The 17,338-nt window shown below is 47.5% G+C and carries 27 protein-coding genes; 3 read left to right on the top strand and 24 right to left on the bottom strand.

All coding sequences use genetic code 11. From position 1 onward, the window contains the following. Positions 1 to 4: 4 nt before the first annotated feature. From VXK30_RS03100 to VXK30_RS03085, 4 genes are all read right to left on the bottom strand, one after another. Complete coding sequence (locus VXK30_RS03100) at positions 5 to 1,192, bottom strand: phage portal protein (RefSeq protein WP_275716086.1); 1,188 nt, start codon at positions 1,190 to 1,192, stop codon at positions 5 to 7. 13 nt (positions 1,193 to 1,205) lie between these two features. After that, complete coding sequence (locus tag VXK30_RS03095; protein ID WP_275716084.1) at positions 1,206 to 2,864, bottom strand: terminase large subunit domain-containing protein; 1,659 nt, start codon at positions 2,862 to 2,864, stop codon at positions 1,206 to 1,208. Beyond that, on the bottom strand, positions 2,851 to 3,177 hold the full coding sequence (locus tag VXK30_RS03090; RefSeq protein WP_275716082.1) for a P27 family phage terminase small subunit: 327 nt from the start codon (positions 3,175 to 3,177) through the stop codon (positions 2,851 to 2,853). Before VXK30_RS03090 ends, VXK30_RS03095 begins: the two co-directional genes overlap by 14 nt. A gap of 276 nt (positions 3,178 to 3,453) precedes the next feature. Beyond that, positions 3,454 to 3,876, bottom strand: coding sequence for an HNH endonuclease (locus tag VXK30_RS03085; RefSeq protein WP_275716080.1), 423 nt, complete (start codon positions 3,874 to 3,876; stop codon positions 3,454 to 3,456). A 100-nt stretch (positions 3,877 to 3,976) separates the two neighbouring features. Between VXK30_RS03085 and VXK30_RS03080 the strand changes: the two genes are divergently transcribed. Both VXK30_RS03080 and VXK30_RS03075 read left to right on the top strand, forming a co-directional pair. Continuing rightward, the gene (locus VXK30_RS03080; protein ID WP_275716079.1) at positions 3,977 to 4,150 is read left to right on the top strand and encodes a type II toxin-antitoxin system HicA family toxin; all 174 of its coding nucleotides are present in this window, start codon (positions 3,977 to 3,979) and stop codon (positions 4,148 to 4,150) included. Between the two features lie 86 nt (positions 4,151 to 4,236). Continuing rightward, on the top strand, positions 4,237 to 4,632 hold the full coding sequence (locus VXK30_RS03075; RefSeq protein WP_275716077.1) for a type II toxin-antitoxin system HicB family antitoxin: 396 nt from the start codon (positions 4,237 to 4,239) through the stop codon (positions 4,630 to 4,632). A gap of 319 nt (positions 4,633 to 4,951) precedes the next feature. Here VXK30_RS03075 and VXK30_RS03070 read toward each other — a convergent pair whose 3' ends face one another. The 5 genes from VXK30_RS03070 to VXK30_RS03050 are packed head-to-tail and all read right to left on the bottom strand — an operon-like array spanning position 4,952 to position 6,677. After that, entirely contained in the window at positions 4,952 to 5,365 is a 414-nt protein-coding gene (locus VXK30_RS03070) for a hypothetical protein (protein ID WP_275716075.1), read from the bottom strand. After that, positions 5,337 to 5,777 carry a helix-turn-helix domain-containing protein gene (locus VXK30_RS03065; protein ID WP_275716073.1) on the bottom strand — a complete coding sequence of 147 codons (441 nt, stop codon included), beginning with the start codon at positions 5,775 to 5,777 and terminating at the stop codon, positions 5,337 to 5,339. The genes VXK30_RS03070 and VXK30_RS03065 overlap by 29 nt, the downstream gene beginning before the upstream one ends. After that, complete coding sequence (locus VXK30_RS03060; RefSeq protein ID WP_275716071.1) at positions 5,774 to 6,166, bottom strand: hypothetical protein; 393 nt, start codon at positions 6,164 to 6,166, stop codon at positions 5,774 to 5,776. The genes VXK30_RS03065 and VXK30_RS03060 overlap by 4 nt, the downstream gene beginning before the upstream one ends. Continuing rightward, positions 6,163 to 6,339 carry a hypothetical protein gene (locus VXK30_RS03055; protein ID WP_275716069.1) on the bottom strand — a complete coding sequence of 59 codons (177 nt, stop codon included), beginning with the start codon at positions 6,337 to 6,339 and terminating at the stop codon, positions 6,163 to 6,165. Before VXK30_RS03055 ends, VXK30_RS03060 begins: the two co-directional genes overlap by 4 nt. Further along, the gene (locus tag VXK30_RS03050; protein WP_275716067.1) at positions 6,336 to 6,677 is read right to left on the bottom strand and encodes a hypothetical protein; all 342 of its coding nucleotides are present in this window, start codon (positions 6,675 to 6,677) and stop codon (positions 6,336 to 6,338) included. The genes VXK30_RS03055 and VXK30_RS03050 overlap by 4 nt, the downstream gene beginning before the upstream one ends. A 72-nt stretch (positions 6,678 to 6,749) precedes the next feature. On the opposite strand from VXK30_RS03050, the gene VXK30_RS03045 reads away from it, so the two are divergent. Further along, the gene (locus VXK30_RS03045) at positions 6,750 to 7,457 is read left to right on the top strand and encodes a hypothetical protein (RefSeq protein ID WP_275716065.1); all 708 of its coding nucleotides are present in this window, start codon (positions 6,750 to 6,752) and stop codon (positions 7,455 to 7,457) included. A 2-nt stretch (positions 7,458 to 7,459) separates the two neighbouring features. On the opposite strand, the gene VXK30_RS03040 is transcribed toward VXK30_RS03045, so the two are convergent. From VXK30_RS03040 to VXK30_RS02970, 15 genes are all read right to left on the bottom strand, one after another. After that, positions 7,460 to 7,813, bottom strand: coding sequence for a hypothetical protein (locus tag VXK30_RS03040; RefSeq protein WP_275716063.1), 354 nt, complete (start codon positions 7,811 to 7,813; stop codon positions 7,460 to 7,462). A gap of 5 nt (positions 7,814 to 7,818) precedes the next feature. After that, entirely contained in the window at positions 7,819 to 8,103 is a 285-nt protein-coding gene (locus VXK30_RS03035; protein WP_275716061.1) for a DUF4406 domain-containing protein, read from the bottom strand. A 3-nt stretch (positions 8,104 to 8,106) separates the two neighbouring features. Further along, a complete protein-coding gene (locus tag VXK30_RS03030) occupies positions 8,107 to 8,490 on the bottom strand; it encodes a hypothetical protein (RefSeq protein ID WP_275716059.1) in 384 nt (127 codons plus the stop codon). Further along, the gene (locus VXK30_RS03025; RefSeq protein WP_275716057.1) at positions 8,483 to 9,454 is read right to left on the bottom strand and encodes a DUF5131 family protein; all 972 of its coding nucleotides are present in this window, start codon (positions 9,452 to 9,454) and stop codon (positions 8,483 to 8,485) included. The genes VXK30_RS03030 and VXK30_RS03025 overlap by 8 nt, the downstream gene beginning before the upstream one ends. 118 nt (positions 9,455 to 9,572) lie before the next feature. Further along, a complete protein-coding gene (locus tag VXK30_RS03020; RefSeq protein WP_275716055.1) occupies positions 9,573 to 10,163 on the bottom strand; it encodes a Holliday junction resolvase RecU in 591 nt (196 codons plus the stop codon). Further along, entirely contained in the window at positions 10,153 to 10,422 is a 270-nt protein-coding gene (locus VXK30_RS03015) for a hypothetical protein (RefSeq protein WP_275716053.1), read from the bottom strand. Before VXK30_RS03015 ends, VXK30_RS03020 begins: the two co-directional genes overlap by 11 nt. Before the next feature lies 1 nt (position 10,423). Continuing rightward, positions 10,424 to 13,417, bottom strand: coding sequence for a DNA methyltransferase (locus tag VXK30_RS03010; protein ID WP_275716051.1), 2,994 nt, complete (start codon positions 13,415 to 13,417; stop codon positions 10,424 to 10,426). 11 nt (positions 13,418 to 13,428) lie between these two features. Then, positions 13,429 to 14,604 carry a hypothetical protein gene (locus VXK30_RS03005; RefSeq protein ID WP_275716049.1) on the bottom strand — a complete coding sequence of 392 codons (1,176 nt, stop codon included), beginning with the start codon at positions 14,602 to 14,604 and terminating at the stop codon, positions 13,429 to 13,431. A 1-nt stretch (position 14,605) separates the two neighbouring features. Then, positions 14,606 to 14,812, bottom strand: a complete 207-nt coding sequence (locus VXK30_RS03000; protein ID WP_275716047.1) for a hypothetical protein — start codon at positions 14,810 to 14,812, stop codon at positions 14,606 to 14,608. Positions 14,813 to 14,814: 2 nt separating this feature from the next. Next, the gene (locus tag VXK30_RS02995) at positions 14,815 to 15,576 is read right to left on the bottom strand and encodes a rolling circle replication-associated protein (RefSeq protein ID WP_275716045.1); all 762 of its coding nucleotides are present in this window, start codon (positions 15,574 to 15,576) and stop codon (positions 14,815 to 14,817) included. A 202-nt stretch (positions 15,577 to 15,778) separates the two neighbouring features. Then, on the bottom strand, positions 15,779 to 16,258 hold the full coding sequence (locus VXK30_RS02990) for a hypothetical protein (protein ID WP_275716043.1): 480 nt from the start codon (positions 16,256 to 16,258) through the stop codon (positions 15,779 to 15,781). Positions 16,259 to 16,271: 13 nt separating this feature from the next. Continuing rightward, positions 16,272 to 16,547 (bottom strand): hypothetical protein, encoded by a 276-nt coding sequence (locus VXK30_RS02985; RefSeq protein WP_275716041.1) that lies wholly within the window; start codon positions 16,545 to 16,547, stop codon positions 16,272 to 16,274. Continuing rightward, positions 16,547 to 16,735, bottom strand: a complete 189-nt coding sequence (locus VXK30_RS02980; RefSeq protein WP_275716039.1) for a hypothetical protein — start codon at positions 16,733 to 16,735, stop codon at positions 16,547 to 16,549. Before VXK30_RS02980 ends, VXK30_RS02985 begins: the two co-directional genes overlap by 1 nt. Continuing rightward, the gene (locus tag VXK30_RS02975) at positions 16,726 to 16,908 is read right to left on the bottom strand and encodes a hypothetical protein (protein ID WP_275716037.1); all 183 of its coding nucleotides are present in this window, start codon (positions 16,906 to 16,908) and stop codon (positions 16,726 to 16,728) included. Before VXK30_RS02975 ends, VXK30_RS02980 begins: the two co-directional genes overlap by 10 nt. After that, positions 16,905 to 17,159 carry a hypothetical protein gene (locus tag VXK30_RS02970; protein ID WP_275716035.1) on the bottom strand — a complete coding sequence of 85 codons (255 nt, stop codon included), beginning with the start codon at positions 17,157 to 17,159 and terminating at the stop codon, positions 16,905 to 16,907. Before VXK30_RS02970 ends, VXK30_RS02975 begins: the two co-directional genes overlap by 4 nt. Between the last annotated feature and the right edge of the window lie 179 nt (positions 17,160 to 17,338).

Genomic DNA, 17,338 nt, shown 5'->3' with positions numbered 1-17,338 from the left:
GGAATCATTCTTTCTTAGCTGTTCCATCATCGTTTCCCTCCATAGTCGCCATCAGATCGGCAACGGTATAATTTTTTGTAATCATGTGACGGTTCGCCCAATCGGCATCGATCGGCTCGTCATTACACAGACGGCGAATGTCGTTAATGCTATACGCGCCGGAAGAAATCAGCTTGTCAATGGACGTAGACACGCTTAACAAGTCAATGTGCTTAATGGACTTTGTGTCAATCTGCATGTAATTGCGTTTCAAAAATTCCGATTGGCCGTAACGCTTCCGGTTGATCTCCTCCTCGAGCATGCAACATAATGGATCCACACAAAACGTCAATAGCTGGTCCGTAACCTCATTCACGCCCTGCACGTCGCCATGAAGCAGTGCAGGAGGAACGCCGAATGCTTTTGCCGTGAAGTCGGAAATATCATCTACCATCGCCCGGATATCGCGGGTGCTTTCGGAAGAATAGGTCTTGCTGCCGATGTCAGCATAGGACTGTCCAGAGCCGAGAGGGAGAATAGCATCGCCGGTACTCATGAACGTTTTGAACTTGTTTTCCAGCAAGTCGTCAAAGGCTTTTCTTTGCTCCGACCCCGCGACCGGCAATGTCTCATAATTGAAAATTCCCTTCGTTCCACGCGACTTCTGATAGGCTTTCATGCTATAGGCAAGCAGCTTTGAATAGCTTTGGTACAGCGCCGCCGTGACCTTCCGCATATCTTTTTCGGAGAGCTGCCAATAGAGGACCTCCGACTGGCTAAAAGACCGTGAAAAAGAAAAATCACCAACCGTTACGTTGGTAAAAATATCGTCGTACAGAGCGTAAGGCGTTCTAATAAAACTGTCCGCTACAAGCAGCTGCCCGTTCTGCTCAATAATCAAGCATTCATTATGGCGGTAGAGTTGTGCAATCCATTTATGGATGAATCCGCTTGAATTCTGATTTTTATTTGGTTCCACATTCCAGAGATAATACTCTGCGCCTTTCTTTTCAACGCCCCCGGAGTAAGTCTTGAATTCGCACTTGCTGACGGCGTTTGCGATGGTATTTACAGTTGACCAGAAAGCAAGCTCCCGGTAATACACATCCGCATAGGCTTGATAATATTCGTCGATGTCCTCGGCAAGGCCCTCACCGCTGACTGGTACCGCCTGCCCGCCGAGCTTTTCATACAGCCAAGATATTAATCCCAATTTCTCACCTCCATTACAGGGTAATTACCGGCATATCGTCATAGGAGCTTGTGACTTCATCCAGTTCACTTTCAATCGTCATTGAGTGGACTACCGACATCCACGGGTCTGTCTTTCTGGATTTCGCTTCGATTTTTGCATAGTAAAAATTCCCTGTGCTGGTTCCTTCCGTTCGCCCCCGCTCTTCCCGCTTCGTATTCCGAGCCGCCCAGCGAAGGGGGGGATAATCTCCCCATGCAAAATTCTGATTGATAAACACGCTGTCGATCACCGGTACCGTCCGCATGATGTCGTTCGGCCGGACGCAGACCAGATTCTTATATGTCTTTGTGTCAAACCCGACGTCACGGAGCGCCCGCGCCACAACAGCGTATTTGTTGTTATCCAGGGCAAGCTTTTTGATGTTGTACTTCTGCGCCTGCTTTGAAATCCATTCGGCGAGGATATCCGGATTGATTTCCTTTTCGTCGACCAGCGTCAGCCACCCGCGCGCCGCCCAATCTTTCCACGGAATTTTCAGCCGGTTCAGGTCGGCGGACTGTAAGCAGAGCCATGAGTGATTGATGTCATATCTTTTTTCCCCTTCCTTGAAATGGAGGTTTGCGCTGGCAAAGTCGTTGATTGCCGCATAGTCAATCCCGGCCGTGCAGGGGTGTCCGGTCAGGTCTGAAATCGGCTGATTCGTCGCGGCTATGTTTTCCTCCGCCGTGATCGGCGTTTCTTCTCCGCTGCGGGGTAGGTTCATACGCTTTGTGTAAAAATCAAGAAATGTCTGCCGGTCGTACTTCATCTTGACGTACTCGGAATCCATTTCTTTTTTCAATTCAGGGAAGCACGGGAGAGACGGATTTGCCTTTTCCCACAGTTCAGGATGGTTGACTTCTTCGTCGGAATCCATCTTATAGATCAGCGGGCAGAGGCCAAGCTCGGTAATGTCGCCGCTCAAAACATCATGTGCCAAGCGGAGATCATCATCAAGTACGCCGTCGCGAACATATCCGTTTGTGGTAATTTTGAATATCCGGCTGTGTTTCCGCTTGCCGAACCCAGACTGAAACACGCCGATGTTTTTGGAATTTTCGTACTCATGCTCTTCATCAAAAATCAAACACGCCGAGCGCTTTCCGTCTTTGGTGCGGGCGTTCGACGTGTTGTACTTGATATAGGATTTTGTCTGTAAATTTGTAATCTCGACTTTGGACTTATAAAAAAATCGTTTGGATTTTGCCCAGGTGCTTTCCAGCATGGAGTAAATATCTTCAAACGATGTTTTCGCCTGATCTTCGCTGTTTGCGATGATATCGACGTTGTACCCGTTTACTCCGTGATACTTCGTCGTGAGATACCACGCTAAACCAGAGATAAACCCGTTCTTGCCATTCCCGCGCCCCATCATGATGAAGAACTCATTGAACACGACGGTATCGGTTTGACGATAGTAGCAATGCACAAGAGCCAACACAAAAAGTTCCCACGGCAGGAGCTTCATTTCAAAATATCGCTCAATCAGTTCAACGGCTTTGTCAATCTTCGCGGTGTCGATAAACACATCGGCCGGCGGGTAAAGCTTTCGCTCAATATAATCCATCGCCTGGTGGATTTCTTTTGAGGATTTGACTTTCCCGCTGCGGACCGCCGACATGTAATCGTCGATGTACTTACATTTCAGCATCCCCGCCACCGTCCGTCTGCGCGGGGCGGATCCCGAGGCTGTCCAGCAGTTTCAGCATCTGCGCATTGGTTTTCAGGAGATCCCCGACGGAATCATTGCGCTTGATATTGGTCCCGGCCTGAGTGACGCTCTCCACGGTGACGCCACGCGCTTCAATATCGGCTATCAGGCGGTTTTTGGTGTCCCACAGCTTCATGTAATCGGTAATCATGTCGGTGTAATAGGTGCCGACCGTCCCATTGCGCTCAAGCTGATCGATGAGATCCTGCTGAATTTCGTCCCGCAAAATTTTCTGTTTCGTCTTTTTTGGCACACCCATCACCTCCCATATGTGCGCGATGGAAATATAAAATGTCTTGAACCCACCCGAGTAACGCCCTTTGAAATTAAAATGCGTTTTATTTTGACCGGGGGTATTGTCTGGACAAGATAAATTCACCGTCGCCATCGTCGCGTAAAGTAAATAGCTTATCACACTGGCAACAGCAAAACACGGTCTTGCCATACTCCTGCATATCCCTGTCGTTGAATTCTGCAACCGTATTACATGCTCCACAGTGTGAGCAAGCAACTTCTTTGCTCATCGTTCTCACTCCCAACTCTCCGGCCACGGCTCGAGCTTCGCATGCCGCAGCCGTTCCGGGTGACATACTGTTTCGTGACAATTCTTGCACACGGCAATCAGGTTCCGCCGTGGCATTCCCTGCTTATCCAGGTACCATCTGCTTAATGCAAGTTCCGGTCTGTTGCGCAGATAATTGACATGATGCACATGGTTTGCTCTGGCATAGCTACCGCGCTTTCGGTGCTCCTGGCATTCGTTCTTCTGTTCTCTCAGGACTTCCGCCCGCAGATGCCGCCACTCTGGTGAGACGTAAAACTCATGGGCATTATTGCTTGCAATAAGCTCTTTTAGTTGCCGCAATGTTTCACCAGATAGGATAATAATGACCTTCCCGTCAATCTCTGTTGTGCTTATGTCTTTTGGATATATTTGCCATTTACCATTCATTTACGTTTCTCCATTATGCGCAAAAAATACGTATAAATATTTTTAAAAGTCCTTGACTTATGCGCATTAAGTGTGTATAATATAATCATGAGGTGAGGACATGAAGCGCAAGGACTTAATAAAAAAGTTAGAACAGAATGGATGGTGGAAAATCAGAGAAGGTGCTAATCATGATATCTACACCAACGGAAAGAAAAGCGAGCCGATACCCCGGCACAATGAAATCAATGAACTTCTAGCAAAAGCAATCATCAAGCGGCAGGGGCTGAAATAAAGCCCCTGACCGGCCGCATTAGATAAAATTCGTAGCTCAGAAATTATGGGCAAAATAGCATTAATACGAAGTTGGAGGTGCTTACTATGAAAAAGGTTTATCCCGTTGTCCTTACCCCGGCAGAACGCGGATATGTCGTATACGTCCCCGATCTACAGATTAACAGTGAAGGAAGCGACATTGCCGAAGCGATTGAAATGGCCCGTGATGCCATCGGCCTGTGGGGAATTACTGAACAGGATTCCGGCAAAAAGATTCCGGAACCATCTTCCGCGACAGACATTGACCACGATACGAATGAAATCGTAACTCTGGTTGATATTGACTTAGATTCCTATCGGCGTGCCAATGATATGCGGACAATCCGCAAGAATGTAACTGTTCCCAGCTGGCTTAATGATTTGGCCGAAAAAGCAAACGTCAACTTTTCGCAGGTCTTGCAGGATGGTCTAAAGCAACGGCTGCATGTTTCTGATCGGTAAACTGATCCCCGCCCGATAAAGGCGGGGATTTTTCTTTACGCCGCTTCCAATACTGATCTGCCCGCTTCTCAGCTGCGCCGAATTCCCTTGAATTGAATGTTGGACGATAATGATATTTCATGGGTTAAACACCACACAAAAAGGACAGCCCACTAAGGTCGTCCTTTGAAATATTCAAAGCGCCCCGCCGTGCAGGAGCGGAGCGCCTAAAAGGAGGGCGCGGCGTTGTCGTCTCCGCCCCGCGCTGGCGGTGTGAAACTATCTTCCTTAATTTCCCATGCTCTCATATTAACTCATTTGTGGGTACTATAAACGGCAGTCATATAATATTTTTTTCTTTTGCAAGCAAGTAATAAAAATATCTTCGCTCATTATTAAACTTTTTTTCTCCCGTTTCAAGATTGCACAGCATACGCAAATAGTACCATGGAACGTCCCTGGTCACTGCAAGCACTATCTGTTCCCAATCTCTGGCACTGACCGCCTTTGCACATTTTTCTATTAATTCTATGTCTCTTGCCATACTGGCCGCCTGCATTGCTGCGTTTCCAGCCGGGTCTCCCACACCTGAACCATGAGGCATCCCGGTGACCTGCGGACTGTTGTATTTGCTTCTGACTTCCGTTAGTTTTTGCTTTTTGTATTGATACTGCAAACAGAAATTATGTAATTCCCGATACGCAAATTTAGAAATTTCGTATTCATCAAGTTTGAGATCCTTTTTTATCGGCAAGCTTTCCGCACCTCTCTTTCATACATCCTTTTCTCGGACAATAGTAGGTGTCTCTGTCTACTCTTAACCTCCAATCACAGGCCGGTTCCGTGCATAAGTAGCCGTTGCTCATTCGGTACAGGCAGCCATTGCCCGCTGGCATAGAAATTAATTTCTTCTCTTCCGGCCTTTGTTCTTCCCGCTGTGAATCAGGCGGCTTTAATTTTGCTTCCGTGACCGCTGGACTGGTAAGAAAATCAGGTGATATTCCGTAATACTTTGTTATCAGAGCGACTGCTTTCTTTCCGGGTGCATTTTTGCCGCTTTCCAGCAGGCGGTAATATTGCGCGGTTAGTCCTATCAATTCCGCTGTCTTTTCCGGATCGCGGCCTGTCCCGCGGCGTAGGTGTCTTAATTTTTCTGATGTTGTCATGGGGTGGCCTCCTTCATTCTTCTGCATCCGACAATCCATTTTGTAGGAATTTTTCCGCAATATATGTACCAGTCTTCCCCACCGGGCCAGTTAGTCACGAGCTGATGATCTTCTACCGGCATGTCCTGGACGAAATCAAGCGCTCGAAACAGTTTTTTACGGTAACTATCTGGAATATTGACGGTCAGGCGGTATGCTGTGCGGCTATAATCGATCACATGTTGAGTCGCCCAGCTTTGATTTCGCGGGTCCGGGTCTGCTGTGAGCCATTGGCAACGCGGGATAGGCTGTAGGTCATTTCCTTCCCAATGGGGAAACTTACCTTCCGTCAATCCATTGGCGAGGATGCTGTTCTTCATGTGAGCGGCGCAGAAATGGTATAAGGTCATGGAGTGGCCTCCTTCTTTACAACCGGTGGAAGTTGGCTATCTATTGCCATCCAAAATCCGTCTGCACAATGCGGGCAAAGCCAGAATTCAGAGTTATCGGTTCGTACTCGTAACCAATCTTTCAGCCTATCGGCATCTTCAGCTTTTAAACATTTTTCGCAAGCTATTTTCATTTCTCAGCCTCCTGTTCCTGCGCCTGCCGGGCGCACTTTTCGAGCAAATCCCGGGTAATCGCTTGTTTTACCGAATAAGAAGATTCCGGTAGGGCTCTGTCAATTGCCAGTTCCAGGGCCTTTCTCAGTGTGGAGATCTGCTTTTCAGCAATAACCAGCTTATCACAATATTCTCTGGCCGATGCGCAGGCTGTCTCGCAAGCTTCATTCGCTTGTTCCACCTCGGCAAGCAGCGACTTAACATCCCTGCCGTAAATCAAATCATTAATACCGTCATACTCATGCACCGCAGCAGCTTCCGCCCGTGCCTTGATTTCTGCAAGATATTTAGCGTCCATTTTTATATTTTCCTTTCTTTTGAATTAATGAAGATGTATAATTTAGACAATAAAAGCTTAAGGGTGATTTTTATGAAAATGGTTAGCGAAAGTGCTAGGATGTCTAACAGTTCATCGTCTACTACCGTACTATACTACGAACCAGAGGAATGCCCAATTTGTAAAAAAGCTATTAAGCCGTTTTACATTCAGGGATTTTTAAATATCGAATTTTCAAAATTGTATTTAATGTTTGAATGCAGGGCGTGTCATAATTCTTTCATAAAAACTTGTGATGTTACAATTATAAAAGCCAACACTGGAGGATTTTCCTCTATAAAAGAAAAAGATGACACCGTATTTACTATTGCACCAAACCCTCCCGTACCTATCGCATTTTCAAAATACATTAATGAAATTTCTTCAAAATTCGTTGATATTTATAATCAAGCAAATTCTGCTGAATGCTATGGACTAAATGAAATTGCCGGAATCGGGTATAGAAAATCCATTGAATTTCTTGTCAAAGATTATTTGGTTCTCTCATGTGAAAGTGATGATGAAGCGGAAGCAATAAAGAACAAAGCACTTGCCCAATGCATTTCGCAAGACATAAATAATGAGAATCTAAGAATAGTTGCATCTCGGGCTGTCTGGATAGGAAACGATGAAACTCATTACATCCGAAAACATGAAGATAAAGATATTGTCGACTTAAAGCGTTTAATCGGCCTCACTGTTAGGTGGATTGAAATGGAATGCATGACAAAAGAAGCAAAAGGTATTCCATACATAAAATAATCTTAGGCTGAAGGTTTATTGCTTTCGGCCTTTTCTTTTAGCAATTTTTTGTTCAATTCTATAGATTTTTCTAGCAAGTCCTTATAAGCATTCAAATACAACTCTGCATCATTGTTTTCCGGGGCGGCATTTTTCTTGCGCTCAATTTCCGTCCGCAGCCTTGTATTTTCGTTTCGCAGATCATGGACTGTTTCAAGCAGATTGCGGACGTTTTCCGGAACGGCGCGGCGGTTCGTAACATTAAACGCAACCGCAGCTTTAACCACTTTGTCGACCGCCTTTTCTTCATTGGTTCGTAAACTATAATTGCTTGGTAAAAGGTTTACTATTATGATTGCATTGGTTAAACTATCCATCGTTTTCACTCCTTCTCAAAAAGCATCTTCATCCTTTTGGCTGCTGCATACTCGAATTCTAACCCGGCACCCTCGCTGTGCTCCCATCCGGAAAGAAAATATACCGAGTCGCAGACGTCCATCATTCTGTAGCAGATCGGCATATACGAATCATGCGGAAGTCCCGGCGGCATAAACGCTGGATTGAAAACGGAATATCCCAGCTTTTCAAGGTGTGCCTGTGCGTTCATGAAATTCCATTGGTAATGCTCAACCCCGGTTATCGGACCGGCGATGTAAATCACAGGCATGTCTTATGCCACCTCCCTAATGTAGCACCAGCTCTGCGGCGCCCGCTGTAGGTTAAAATCAGACAATGGCCGCGGATGCTTGTACTCCGTTATTTTGGCAAGGTACCAGCCGTAAACCGGCCGGCCGTTCGCGTAGGTGTCTATTTCTTCGATTGACAGGCAGCTTCCTTCCACCATTACAGGGCTGTATATTCGCTCGGTGGCTCTCTCAACCGCCAAGCAGATGCATTCCCCGACTACGGCCCCGCGGCCTTGCTTTGTTTCGTACAGATAGACGCGGAAAGCGCCTTCAATGAGCGGGTGACTCTTACGGAGTTCTACCGGCTTTTCCCGTTTAAGGATTTTGCGGCACCAGCGCGGGCGGACGCTCAGTAATATGTCAATCATGAGCATCACCCCACGGGAATTCTTGAATCAGCGGCGCGCCCCAAATATCGGTTAAGCTGGATTTCATGAAGACCGGAATTCCGGCCACGCGGCAATCCGCAACAATGCTTTCTATCCATGCCCGCTGTGGGATGACCTTTTCTTTTCGGTTCCCGGTTTCGGATCCGATGATTACCCAATCGATATCAGGCTTCAGATCGGCGCCGTCTTCACTTTCCCACATCCCGCAGCAGTCACAGTACCATGGCTTTTCCCCTTGACAGGTTTTCGGGTTGTCCCGATAGACTTCATCCGATCCGCAAATGGGGCATCGGTTCTTTTTAAGATTCAGAGTGACCGGTCCTAAAATCGGCTCGATGCTTAAAAATCGGTGGCCTTCCGGCAGTCGTGAAAGCGTTTCTATTTTTTCGGCGTCGGCCTGACTTGTCACGGAAGTACCGAACCAACAGTTTTCAAAAGATTCCGTTGTGTCACTGCACCCTCTGTCCTCCGCGGCGTAATTATCAATAGCACTGTCATAGCGTCCGGGGTTTTTGGTTAGAAACAGATACCGGTGCCATGGAGCCGAAACGATACATTCATCAAACACGGCCCGAATCCATTCATCTGGCACCCAATCACCGAAAAGGTCCGCCATTGAGCATACGAATATGTTTCGCGGCTTTGTTTTCTGCTTTGGTTCGTCCAGACGGTAGCGGTGGAATGTGGGTTCAAAACCGAACGGGTAAGGGGCCTCACGATACCATTCATCTTTGGTTTTTGCCAACTGCGGCTCTGAAAGTTCATATGGTGGCTGAAATATTTTTTCTTTGTACTTAGCTATGAACATTCCCATCTCTTTTTCGTAACCTCCCCCCGCGAACCTCCTGGCAATTTTCCTTGCATAACAGTATTCGCAATTGTGGCGGCAGCCGGTGACAGGATTCCATGACATATCGCACCAATCAATTTTTGTTTTGTTCATGGTTCTTCCTCACTTTCCGCTTTTGTTTTGGTCTTTTACTTTTTGACCTGTCCTTTTGCCCGCTGGCGGTATTCATCAATCGATTCCAATACCGGTAACTGCTCTCACCTTTTGCCACCTATTTTCCCTCCCCGCTGTCCCTGCAGGATTTAATATCATGCACGAAGTCAAGGAACAGGACGGCGCCGGAAAAGCGGACTCTCCAATTCTGAATGTCCCGCTGTGTTACATACTGACGGCCGTAATACTTTTTCATATCACGCCAGTAAATCCATGGAATAGTGAAAAACTGGTCTACGATTCCGATACAGACGAACGCCGCGGCGCCCAGGTGGTGATGATGTTCCAGAGAATCCATCTGATCTGGCGTAAGTACGTTTCTTTCCATAGAATCGGTTGTTGTGTACTTCGCTTCAAAAACGATGGACGCGCCGCCCGCAAGCGTCCCCTGAAAGTCCGGCTGTGCGGGTGCGGTAAACCGGCCTTTGAATATTCCGTTTTTCAGCTTTTCCAGCACCCGGAACGGCTCCGGGATTTTGTCGACCTCTGCGCGCTGGTCCATGCTGTAGATTTGACACGCCTTTTTAAGCTGGTCCTCAAAGATATGGCCTTGCGCGTTATTCTTCCGCCCTCTGATCTGGTTCCATGGGTTCGGCATACGTTTTGATTTTGCTATCTCATGAAAAGATTTCGCCATTTCATTTGGCATGAATGTCACCGCCCTTTCCGCCCATTATAGCGCCGTTCGCACAGGAGAAATCCGGCTCAACGTCTGCACTGAACGTGTCGCAATAATTGTCGTGCCACTGGTCACAATCCTTGCAATGCACCACCGGCGCATACTCCCCGGATGCGATTTTTCGTTCATCGGCAGCAGCCTGTAGCGCGGCTATTGTAATTGGGATATCATCCTCTTTATGCCACCCGTACACCGTTTCAAGAGTATTCGCAACCTCAGTGTGATTCATTTCAAGCCCCTTCTTTCTGTTCGGCGCCGCTGGCGATGAAGTCAAACAACGTCGGCTGGTCTATGGCGGCTTCCGCAGACTGTAAATACTCCACTCCATCATGAAAATAATCTGTGTTCAGTTCATCCCCAATGCCGTAACGGCCCATTTTCACGGCCATGTAAGGGACCGTCATCAGGCCGCCGAACGGATCATAAACCGTTTCGCCCTCATTGCTGTACCGCCTGATTACCCGCTCGACGATATCCAGTTGAAGCGGGCAAACATGCATTTGCAGCCGTTTTTGACTCTGGCTGGTATTTAGCGTGCGCATCCTGTTTACATCATCCCATACATCCGGGTTCCAACTGGCGGGCGGCGCCGTCATAAAGGTCTTTGAAAGCCGGTCGGCCTCCCCTAATTCTTCCGTGATTTCCACATGCTCGTGATAATCGTAAATATTGCTCTTAGAAAACTTTTTGAATGTCCGCTGTAACTGGCTGATCGGCATAGCGGCGATTTCATCACGGGTTAAAAACCGGTTCCCGGAAGTGCGCCAGAATGCGTGCGCATCAAGCTGCCACTGTGCCAGCGAGTATTCCTCTTTCGATTTCACGACCGGCACGTCCGCATAGGCTTTCCCGGTATTGCTCGGCAGCTTGCGAAACAGCAGTATGTATTCCGGGCATCCGACGCCCATTTTTGTCCCGTCCTTGCACTGCTCCGTATACCCAAGCCGGTACGTCTGGTTGTTTTCGCGGACAACATCGGTAATCACCGTAATCATGCCGAAATACTGAAAACCATGCTTCATATAATGCTCGATGCACAGCGCGTGGAATGGCTCAATCGTCGGCATCCCGGTACCGGTAGTGTTTCCGAACAGTACACGGTCCTTAACATGACACGCGAACACCCGGCCGGGTTTCAGAATGCGAAGAAGGTTCGGGGAAAGGTAATCCATCTGCTCAAAGAACCGTTCCGAATCCGGATTGTGTCCTAAGTCGTTATAGCTGGCCGTGTACTCATAATGATTTCCGAACGGTATCGACGTGTGAATCAGATCAACACGGTTTTCCGGCATATTTGCTGCTTCCAGAATGCAGTCGTTATTAACCGCTGTGAAATGCTTTCCTTTGACTTCCAATCTTTTCACCCCGATATGGCGTTCCAGTTTCTCTTGAATAGAGGTACCGGAAAGCCCGTATTTTTTGACTATGGCTGCCATCTTTTCCGCCATTTCTTCGTACTGCTTCCACTTCCGTTGCAGTCTGGTGAGGATTTCAGCTTCACTGTCCATGTAGATAATGTCGATAATGACCTGTTTAGTTTGCAGGAAGCGGTAAATTCGGTGAATGGCCTGAATGAAATCATTGAACTTATCATCAATCCCCAGGAATATCGCCCGGTGACAGTACCGCTGAAAATTGCATCCGGATCCGGACAATTCTTTCTTTGTTGCCAGTAGACGAATTTTGCCGTCTGAAAAGTCGATTGTGTTTTGTTCCCGGACGTCAAGGTCCTGCGAACCGAAGATTTCACATAAACCGCGGCTCCCTATTATTTCAGTAACGTTTACATCGCCTTTATTTGCCTCCAGGATAACAAGGCCACCTTTGGTTTTTCCGCACTGATGCCAACCAGCCATTTTAAAGCAATAACCGGGATTGGTGGATTGAATCTTTTCCGGATCAACGTAGGTATATAACCGTTCTCCCGGCCAGCGTCCCCACGCTATGGACATTGCTTCAAGAATAAGCTTCGATGACTGTATTTCACCCTCATTACGAAACACAGCGCAGTTAATTCCCTTTTGCCCGCTGTCATCAATGAATTTTCTCCATACGAACAGCGCGTCTTGCTTTTGTGTGAGAAGGACCATTTTTTCACCTGGTCCGCAAAATAGTTTTCGATCCCGTCCATCCGCATAGTGATAAGCGGAATAATGCCGTTCGTATAGTTCTAAGCCTTTTTTATTACCATCCCGGTATTCATGCCAGTAATGATAATCCATCTTTGGGAATGTATTTTCTATTGCCCTGCGTTCGTCCTCTAAATCGTGCCAGAGGATGAAATGCTCAAATCGGCTACGGTTGATGATCCGCGCGGCTTCCTGCACCCGCTGGCCGATACTGTCCCGTTTTTCCCGGGCGGCGTCGTTCAGGGAAAGAGCTGCTTCCCGGAACATTTTCATTTGGCCGTCTCTGTCACACCCGGCCGTACTGTTGTCCGCCCGCAGCTCATGATAATAGACTTTCATCGGCGGCAGATCGTAACCGGTATCATCATAACCAAGGTCGGACGGCTTGCTGATGTACAGCGCCCAGCTGGACACCCACAACCAGAAATCATCTTCTTTTCCGGGGTACAGCGTAAGGTTATTCGCTTTCGTCGAATCGCGCTTGAAAAAACGTGTCAGGGCCTGTCCGGTATCCATGACCTCTAAAAATCCGGCGTAGTGTATCAGCTCTTTATACCGATTCGGCGCCGGTGTCGCAGTAGCGACCAGCTTATACGGCACCCCTTTGAATTTATCAAGGAACACCTGATATGTTTTGCTCCCAAAGCTGCGGAGTACCGCGGCTTCATCCAGTCCTGAGGATGCTTTGAAGTATGCCGGATCGATATCCCCGTCCCGCACCCGCTCATAGTTGGTCATGAGGATTTGACTTTTATTGTGCCTGACCTCTTCCATGGTACGGACGTATTCCGGCGGCTTGATTTTCAGCTTGTCGACCGCATCGGCATAAAACTCCTGTTTCACCCCCAGCGGCAAAACAATCATGCTTTGCCCGTCGGTATGTTCCGCTGTGAGTCTGCTGAATTCAAGTTCCTGCATTGTTTTCCCAAGCCCGAAGGCTTCAAACAGGGCGCGTCGGCCACCTTTGACCGCCCACATCACGGCATCCCGCTGGTGAGGTTTTAATATGGGGTTGACTTCATCCGGCGAAATGGTAAACCCGCTGTCCTGTGCAATATCAATTTTTGATTTGAGGAATTCTATGTAATCTTTCATATCACACCGCCTTAAAACAATTTGGTTTGTTCTCCCGTTATTAGGCTTTTTTCAAGGATTTTCTTACTTTCGATTTCTTCCACAATTGCATCTTCTTCCTCAGGCCGAAACCACTTTTGATAACGCCTAAGTTCCAATTCATCCAGTCCACTAAACCCGACTTCAAAAATTCGTTTTTTCAGTTTGTTTTTCTTAGCTTCGCGGGCGGAAACCCGGCGTTCGTGCTTTGCGGCTTTAATTTCTTTCTGCTGATCGCTGGCATGGACGACTTCAATCCCTTCTTGGATATTCGCCAGATCGTCCATCAGGTCGCGGGTTTCTCGACTTTCTGCCCTGAAATTCACGTATTGCACCGAAAAATTGGGATCGCTTCGGATTTTAAGCCGCTCCTTGTGCTCATACGAACCCATTTTTTGTTCTATGATTCTCCACTTTGCGTATTTTACGATTGCTTCACAGAGCGTAAGTGATGCCTGATGTTTTAGCAGCTTTTTTCCTTTAGTCGCCGTGGTCACCACTTTATCAGGGAATAGCCCCTTGCCCTTTTCGGTGTGAGTAACGATTTCGTCATAGTACACATTGCCTTTTTTGTGACACAATTCGGTTTGCAGCACATTGCAGAAAGAGCAGCCATACGTAGCGCATCCTCGCGGATCGTAATTCATGTGCCATTGCTTGGTATGCCTGTCGTAATAACTTTGGAGTCTGCAAGCTCGGCCACCTTTTTGAATGTTAAATTCCTCGAAAAGCTCGTTACTCTCTTTGTTGACGTCATCGATCACCTTATCACAGCTGCGTTCATAATCGTAAGGCTCATTGACCTGGTGACACGCACAAGAAACAATTTTTCCCGATCTACTCAGCAATCCGCATCCGCGCAATAATTCATGATTAATTTGACATGGTTCTTTCAGGCTGAACCGCGGACAGGTGATTGTTGGATTGTCGTTTTCAGGTATCCAGTCAATCCCCATGTACGACATGCTGCCATTGGTAAAGTGGTCACCTGAAACAAGCAATCCGCACGGAGTGGAAAAAACCATTTTCCGTAAATGCTCCAATGTATAGGTAAATCCGCCATAAAACCAAAAGTACGGTTTTACATAATCAGGGTAATTCTCACGAGTATATCCTTCTGCAAAAAGTCTTTTGGTAAGCTCATTTGGCTCATGCTCTGGCTCATTCATGTCATATCCCCATACATGGCCGCATCCCGAAATAGTCTTCCATCGTGTCCCGCAGTTCATCAACCGTTTTGTCATACTCTTTTGCGATACACTTTTCACAGATCGGATTCTTATAAACCAGTGCTTTGCTGCATCGGGCATCCCAGCTATTAAGCTGCTCGCCGCAGATGTGGCAATTCTGGTCAAGCCATTTCACTTTTTCAGGCATCTTTATTCCCTCTTTCTGACCTTTTTTCGCTCCGGCCTGGTCCTGATCTGGACCATACTGTAAAACTGGTACGGGTAGCCGGTCACTTTGCTGATCCCGTTGACGGTCTTGTCCTTTTCGATGTAGTACCCCCAGATAGCTTTCGGTTCTTTCAGCCAGCGCTTCCGGGAAACCACTTCATTTTCCGGCTCCGGGATTTTCAGGTTTCGGCTCGGGCTGAATCTTTTTTTATATGGGCTTTCCCCGCTTTTGTATGTATGGCTTGTCCGTTTGATGATGTATTCCGCCAGATCGGCATACTGACCGGTATCATCCAGAGGAAAAAACTTCAATCGGCCCCATGGCCAGATCGCATTCAGCTTTCGCGGGTCAATGTAATTGCATACCACATGGTAATGCACCTTGCGCCGCCCACGCTGGCCACGCTCCATGGCAAAGATATATTTGAATTCAAGCCCTTCTTTACGGTAAAGGTTCCTTGCTCTCCGGATGAAATTATCAAACAACTTTTTTGCTTCAAAAGGATCCGGATTGTATTCCCCTTCGAAACCCGCAACCATGTGAAAATCGCCCTCTTCGAAATTTTCATTGATACGCCACCGAAGAGATCGTTCCGCATTGATTTGATTAATCTTCTCCATGGCTTCCGGTGTAATGTTGATATCATCACTTCTCGGAATCCCTTTCACATGATATCTGGCGGAATATTTCTTCCGGGTTTCGATTACCCTACCGGTTTTGATACACTCTATCAGATAGGGCACCCTGTCACCTCCATCTGGTCGCAAACCTAATACTTTTATCAAGCCTTCAAGCGGCAAGGAAGCCGCTTCATTCTTGACTTTTTTGACCCTACGGAGTATAATATTTATATAAGGTTTTTTCATCCGCAGGGATAAGAATGACGGCAGCGTTTCGACCGCTCCGTCATTCTTTTTTTATTGCTGTTTTCAAAGTGCGCATAGATCATTCTTTTGGCTTGGTAATCGGCAAAATTAAACCTACCAGCTCGTCCAGATAAAACACGTAAACGATCGGCGTTTGAAGTTCGTCCCGATCTCCTGGAATATACAGTTTAAAATCAAATTTCTCCCCGAAGAGATGGTAATAAAAATTGTTGATTAAAAGACTGTTTCCACGGTCATCTTTAAGTTTAGCCGCAAGGCAGTTTCCACTTGGTTTAAGATACTCCAAATGAGCATTTGGCAGAAAAGCCAGCCTTTGCCCTGAAATTACCAAATCTTCAATTCCCTGAATTTCTTCCATTTTTTCATTTGCGAAAATAATGCTGTTTTCGTCGTAAATCACCGCAGCCATCCCGTCACTGAGCCATGGCGAACCGTTTACATCCGCGACCTTTGCTTTGCTGCCGAGGTAGATCATGTCCGTCATGACCTTATCCATCCTTTTATGTAAGGCAACTATGTTTTTATTGGTAAAAACCATGATTATTCCTCCTTTATTTTTCTTCTGCTCGACGGGCTTCATCCGCTTCACAGAATTTGATGATTTCTTTGATCGTGCCGCCGTTTAAAAGCTGAAGCTCAAACAGCGTTCGTTCCTGATCGGACATCGGAAAACTGCAGTGGATTCCATGGGCGACGCAGAAGCGGCGCTTCAGCTCTGCTATGACCGGGTGGCTGATGTTGAACATGTAGTAGTTGCAGGTCTTTGGCCGGTCCGGAAGGTCCGTTGTGGCAAATACTCTTTCCGCCAGCTTTTCAAGGTCTTCCATTATGTATTCCTCCCCGACATACGGAGCAGCGCCGCGGCGATTGCATCCTTGGTATTGCGTTCCAGTCTTTCAATTTCGCGACGCAGCGCGCACACCTCATGGGTAAGCACGGCGGAAACGATCAACAGGACCATGACGACCGCGAAAAGAGCAAATAACCATATCGCCAGATATTCTATTAACTGCACTGTTTTTCCTCCCTTTCTGTTGGTTTGATTCTCCACAGGTACCCTAAGTGCCTGTCCTCTTCATATGACAGTCTGGTGATCGCCTCCTGAACGGTTCCGAACGAGCGCAGATAGTCTTGAAACTCGACGCCATTGGAGAAAAGCGGGCGGCGCTGAATCTGATAACGTTTCATGCGGTCCTCCTGTCTCCGGTGAACCGGTCCTTGCCCTCGGCTTCCAGCTTGTCCCCCAGCCGCCGACGCAGCAGGGCATCCGCTCTCATGATGTAGATTGACCAGGCTTCCAGTGGGTTGTCAAATTCAAGCTTGCTGTCATAACAGAGGCCCCCGGCCCCGTCGGAAGTGCAGCCTAAGAGCACGGCATACTTGTTCGTATTCAGATCATGAGCATACGCAATGCTCAGCGTCCGGCATATGTATTTCATATCAATCAATCCGTCCTCTCTGAATAACAGGCACACGGCGGGCGGGCGATTGATAACCGGCCGTACTTCGGGCAATCCTCGCAAGGGTTTCCTTCAAGAATCGGGCAGCATTCTGACACGGAACAAGAATTGCACCAGCAGCTCCGGCAGTCATACGGTCCGGGGTCCGCTTCGGGGCG

Source organism: Caproiciproducens sp. CPB-2, assembly GCF_036287215.1.
Taxonomy (GTDB): domain Bacteria; phylum Bacillota; class Clostridia; order Oscillospirales; family Acutalibacteraceae; genus Caproiciproducens.
This window is presented reverse-complemented; position numbering and strand designations above follow the sequence as displayed.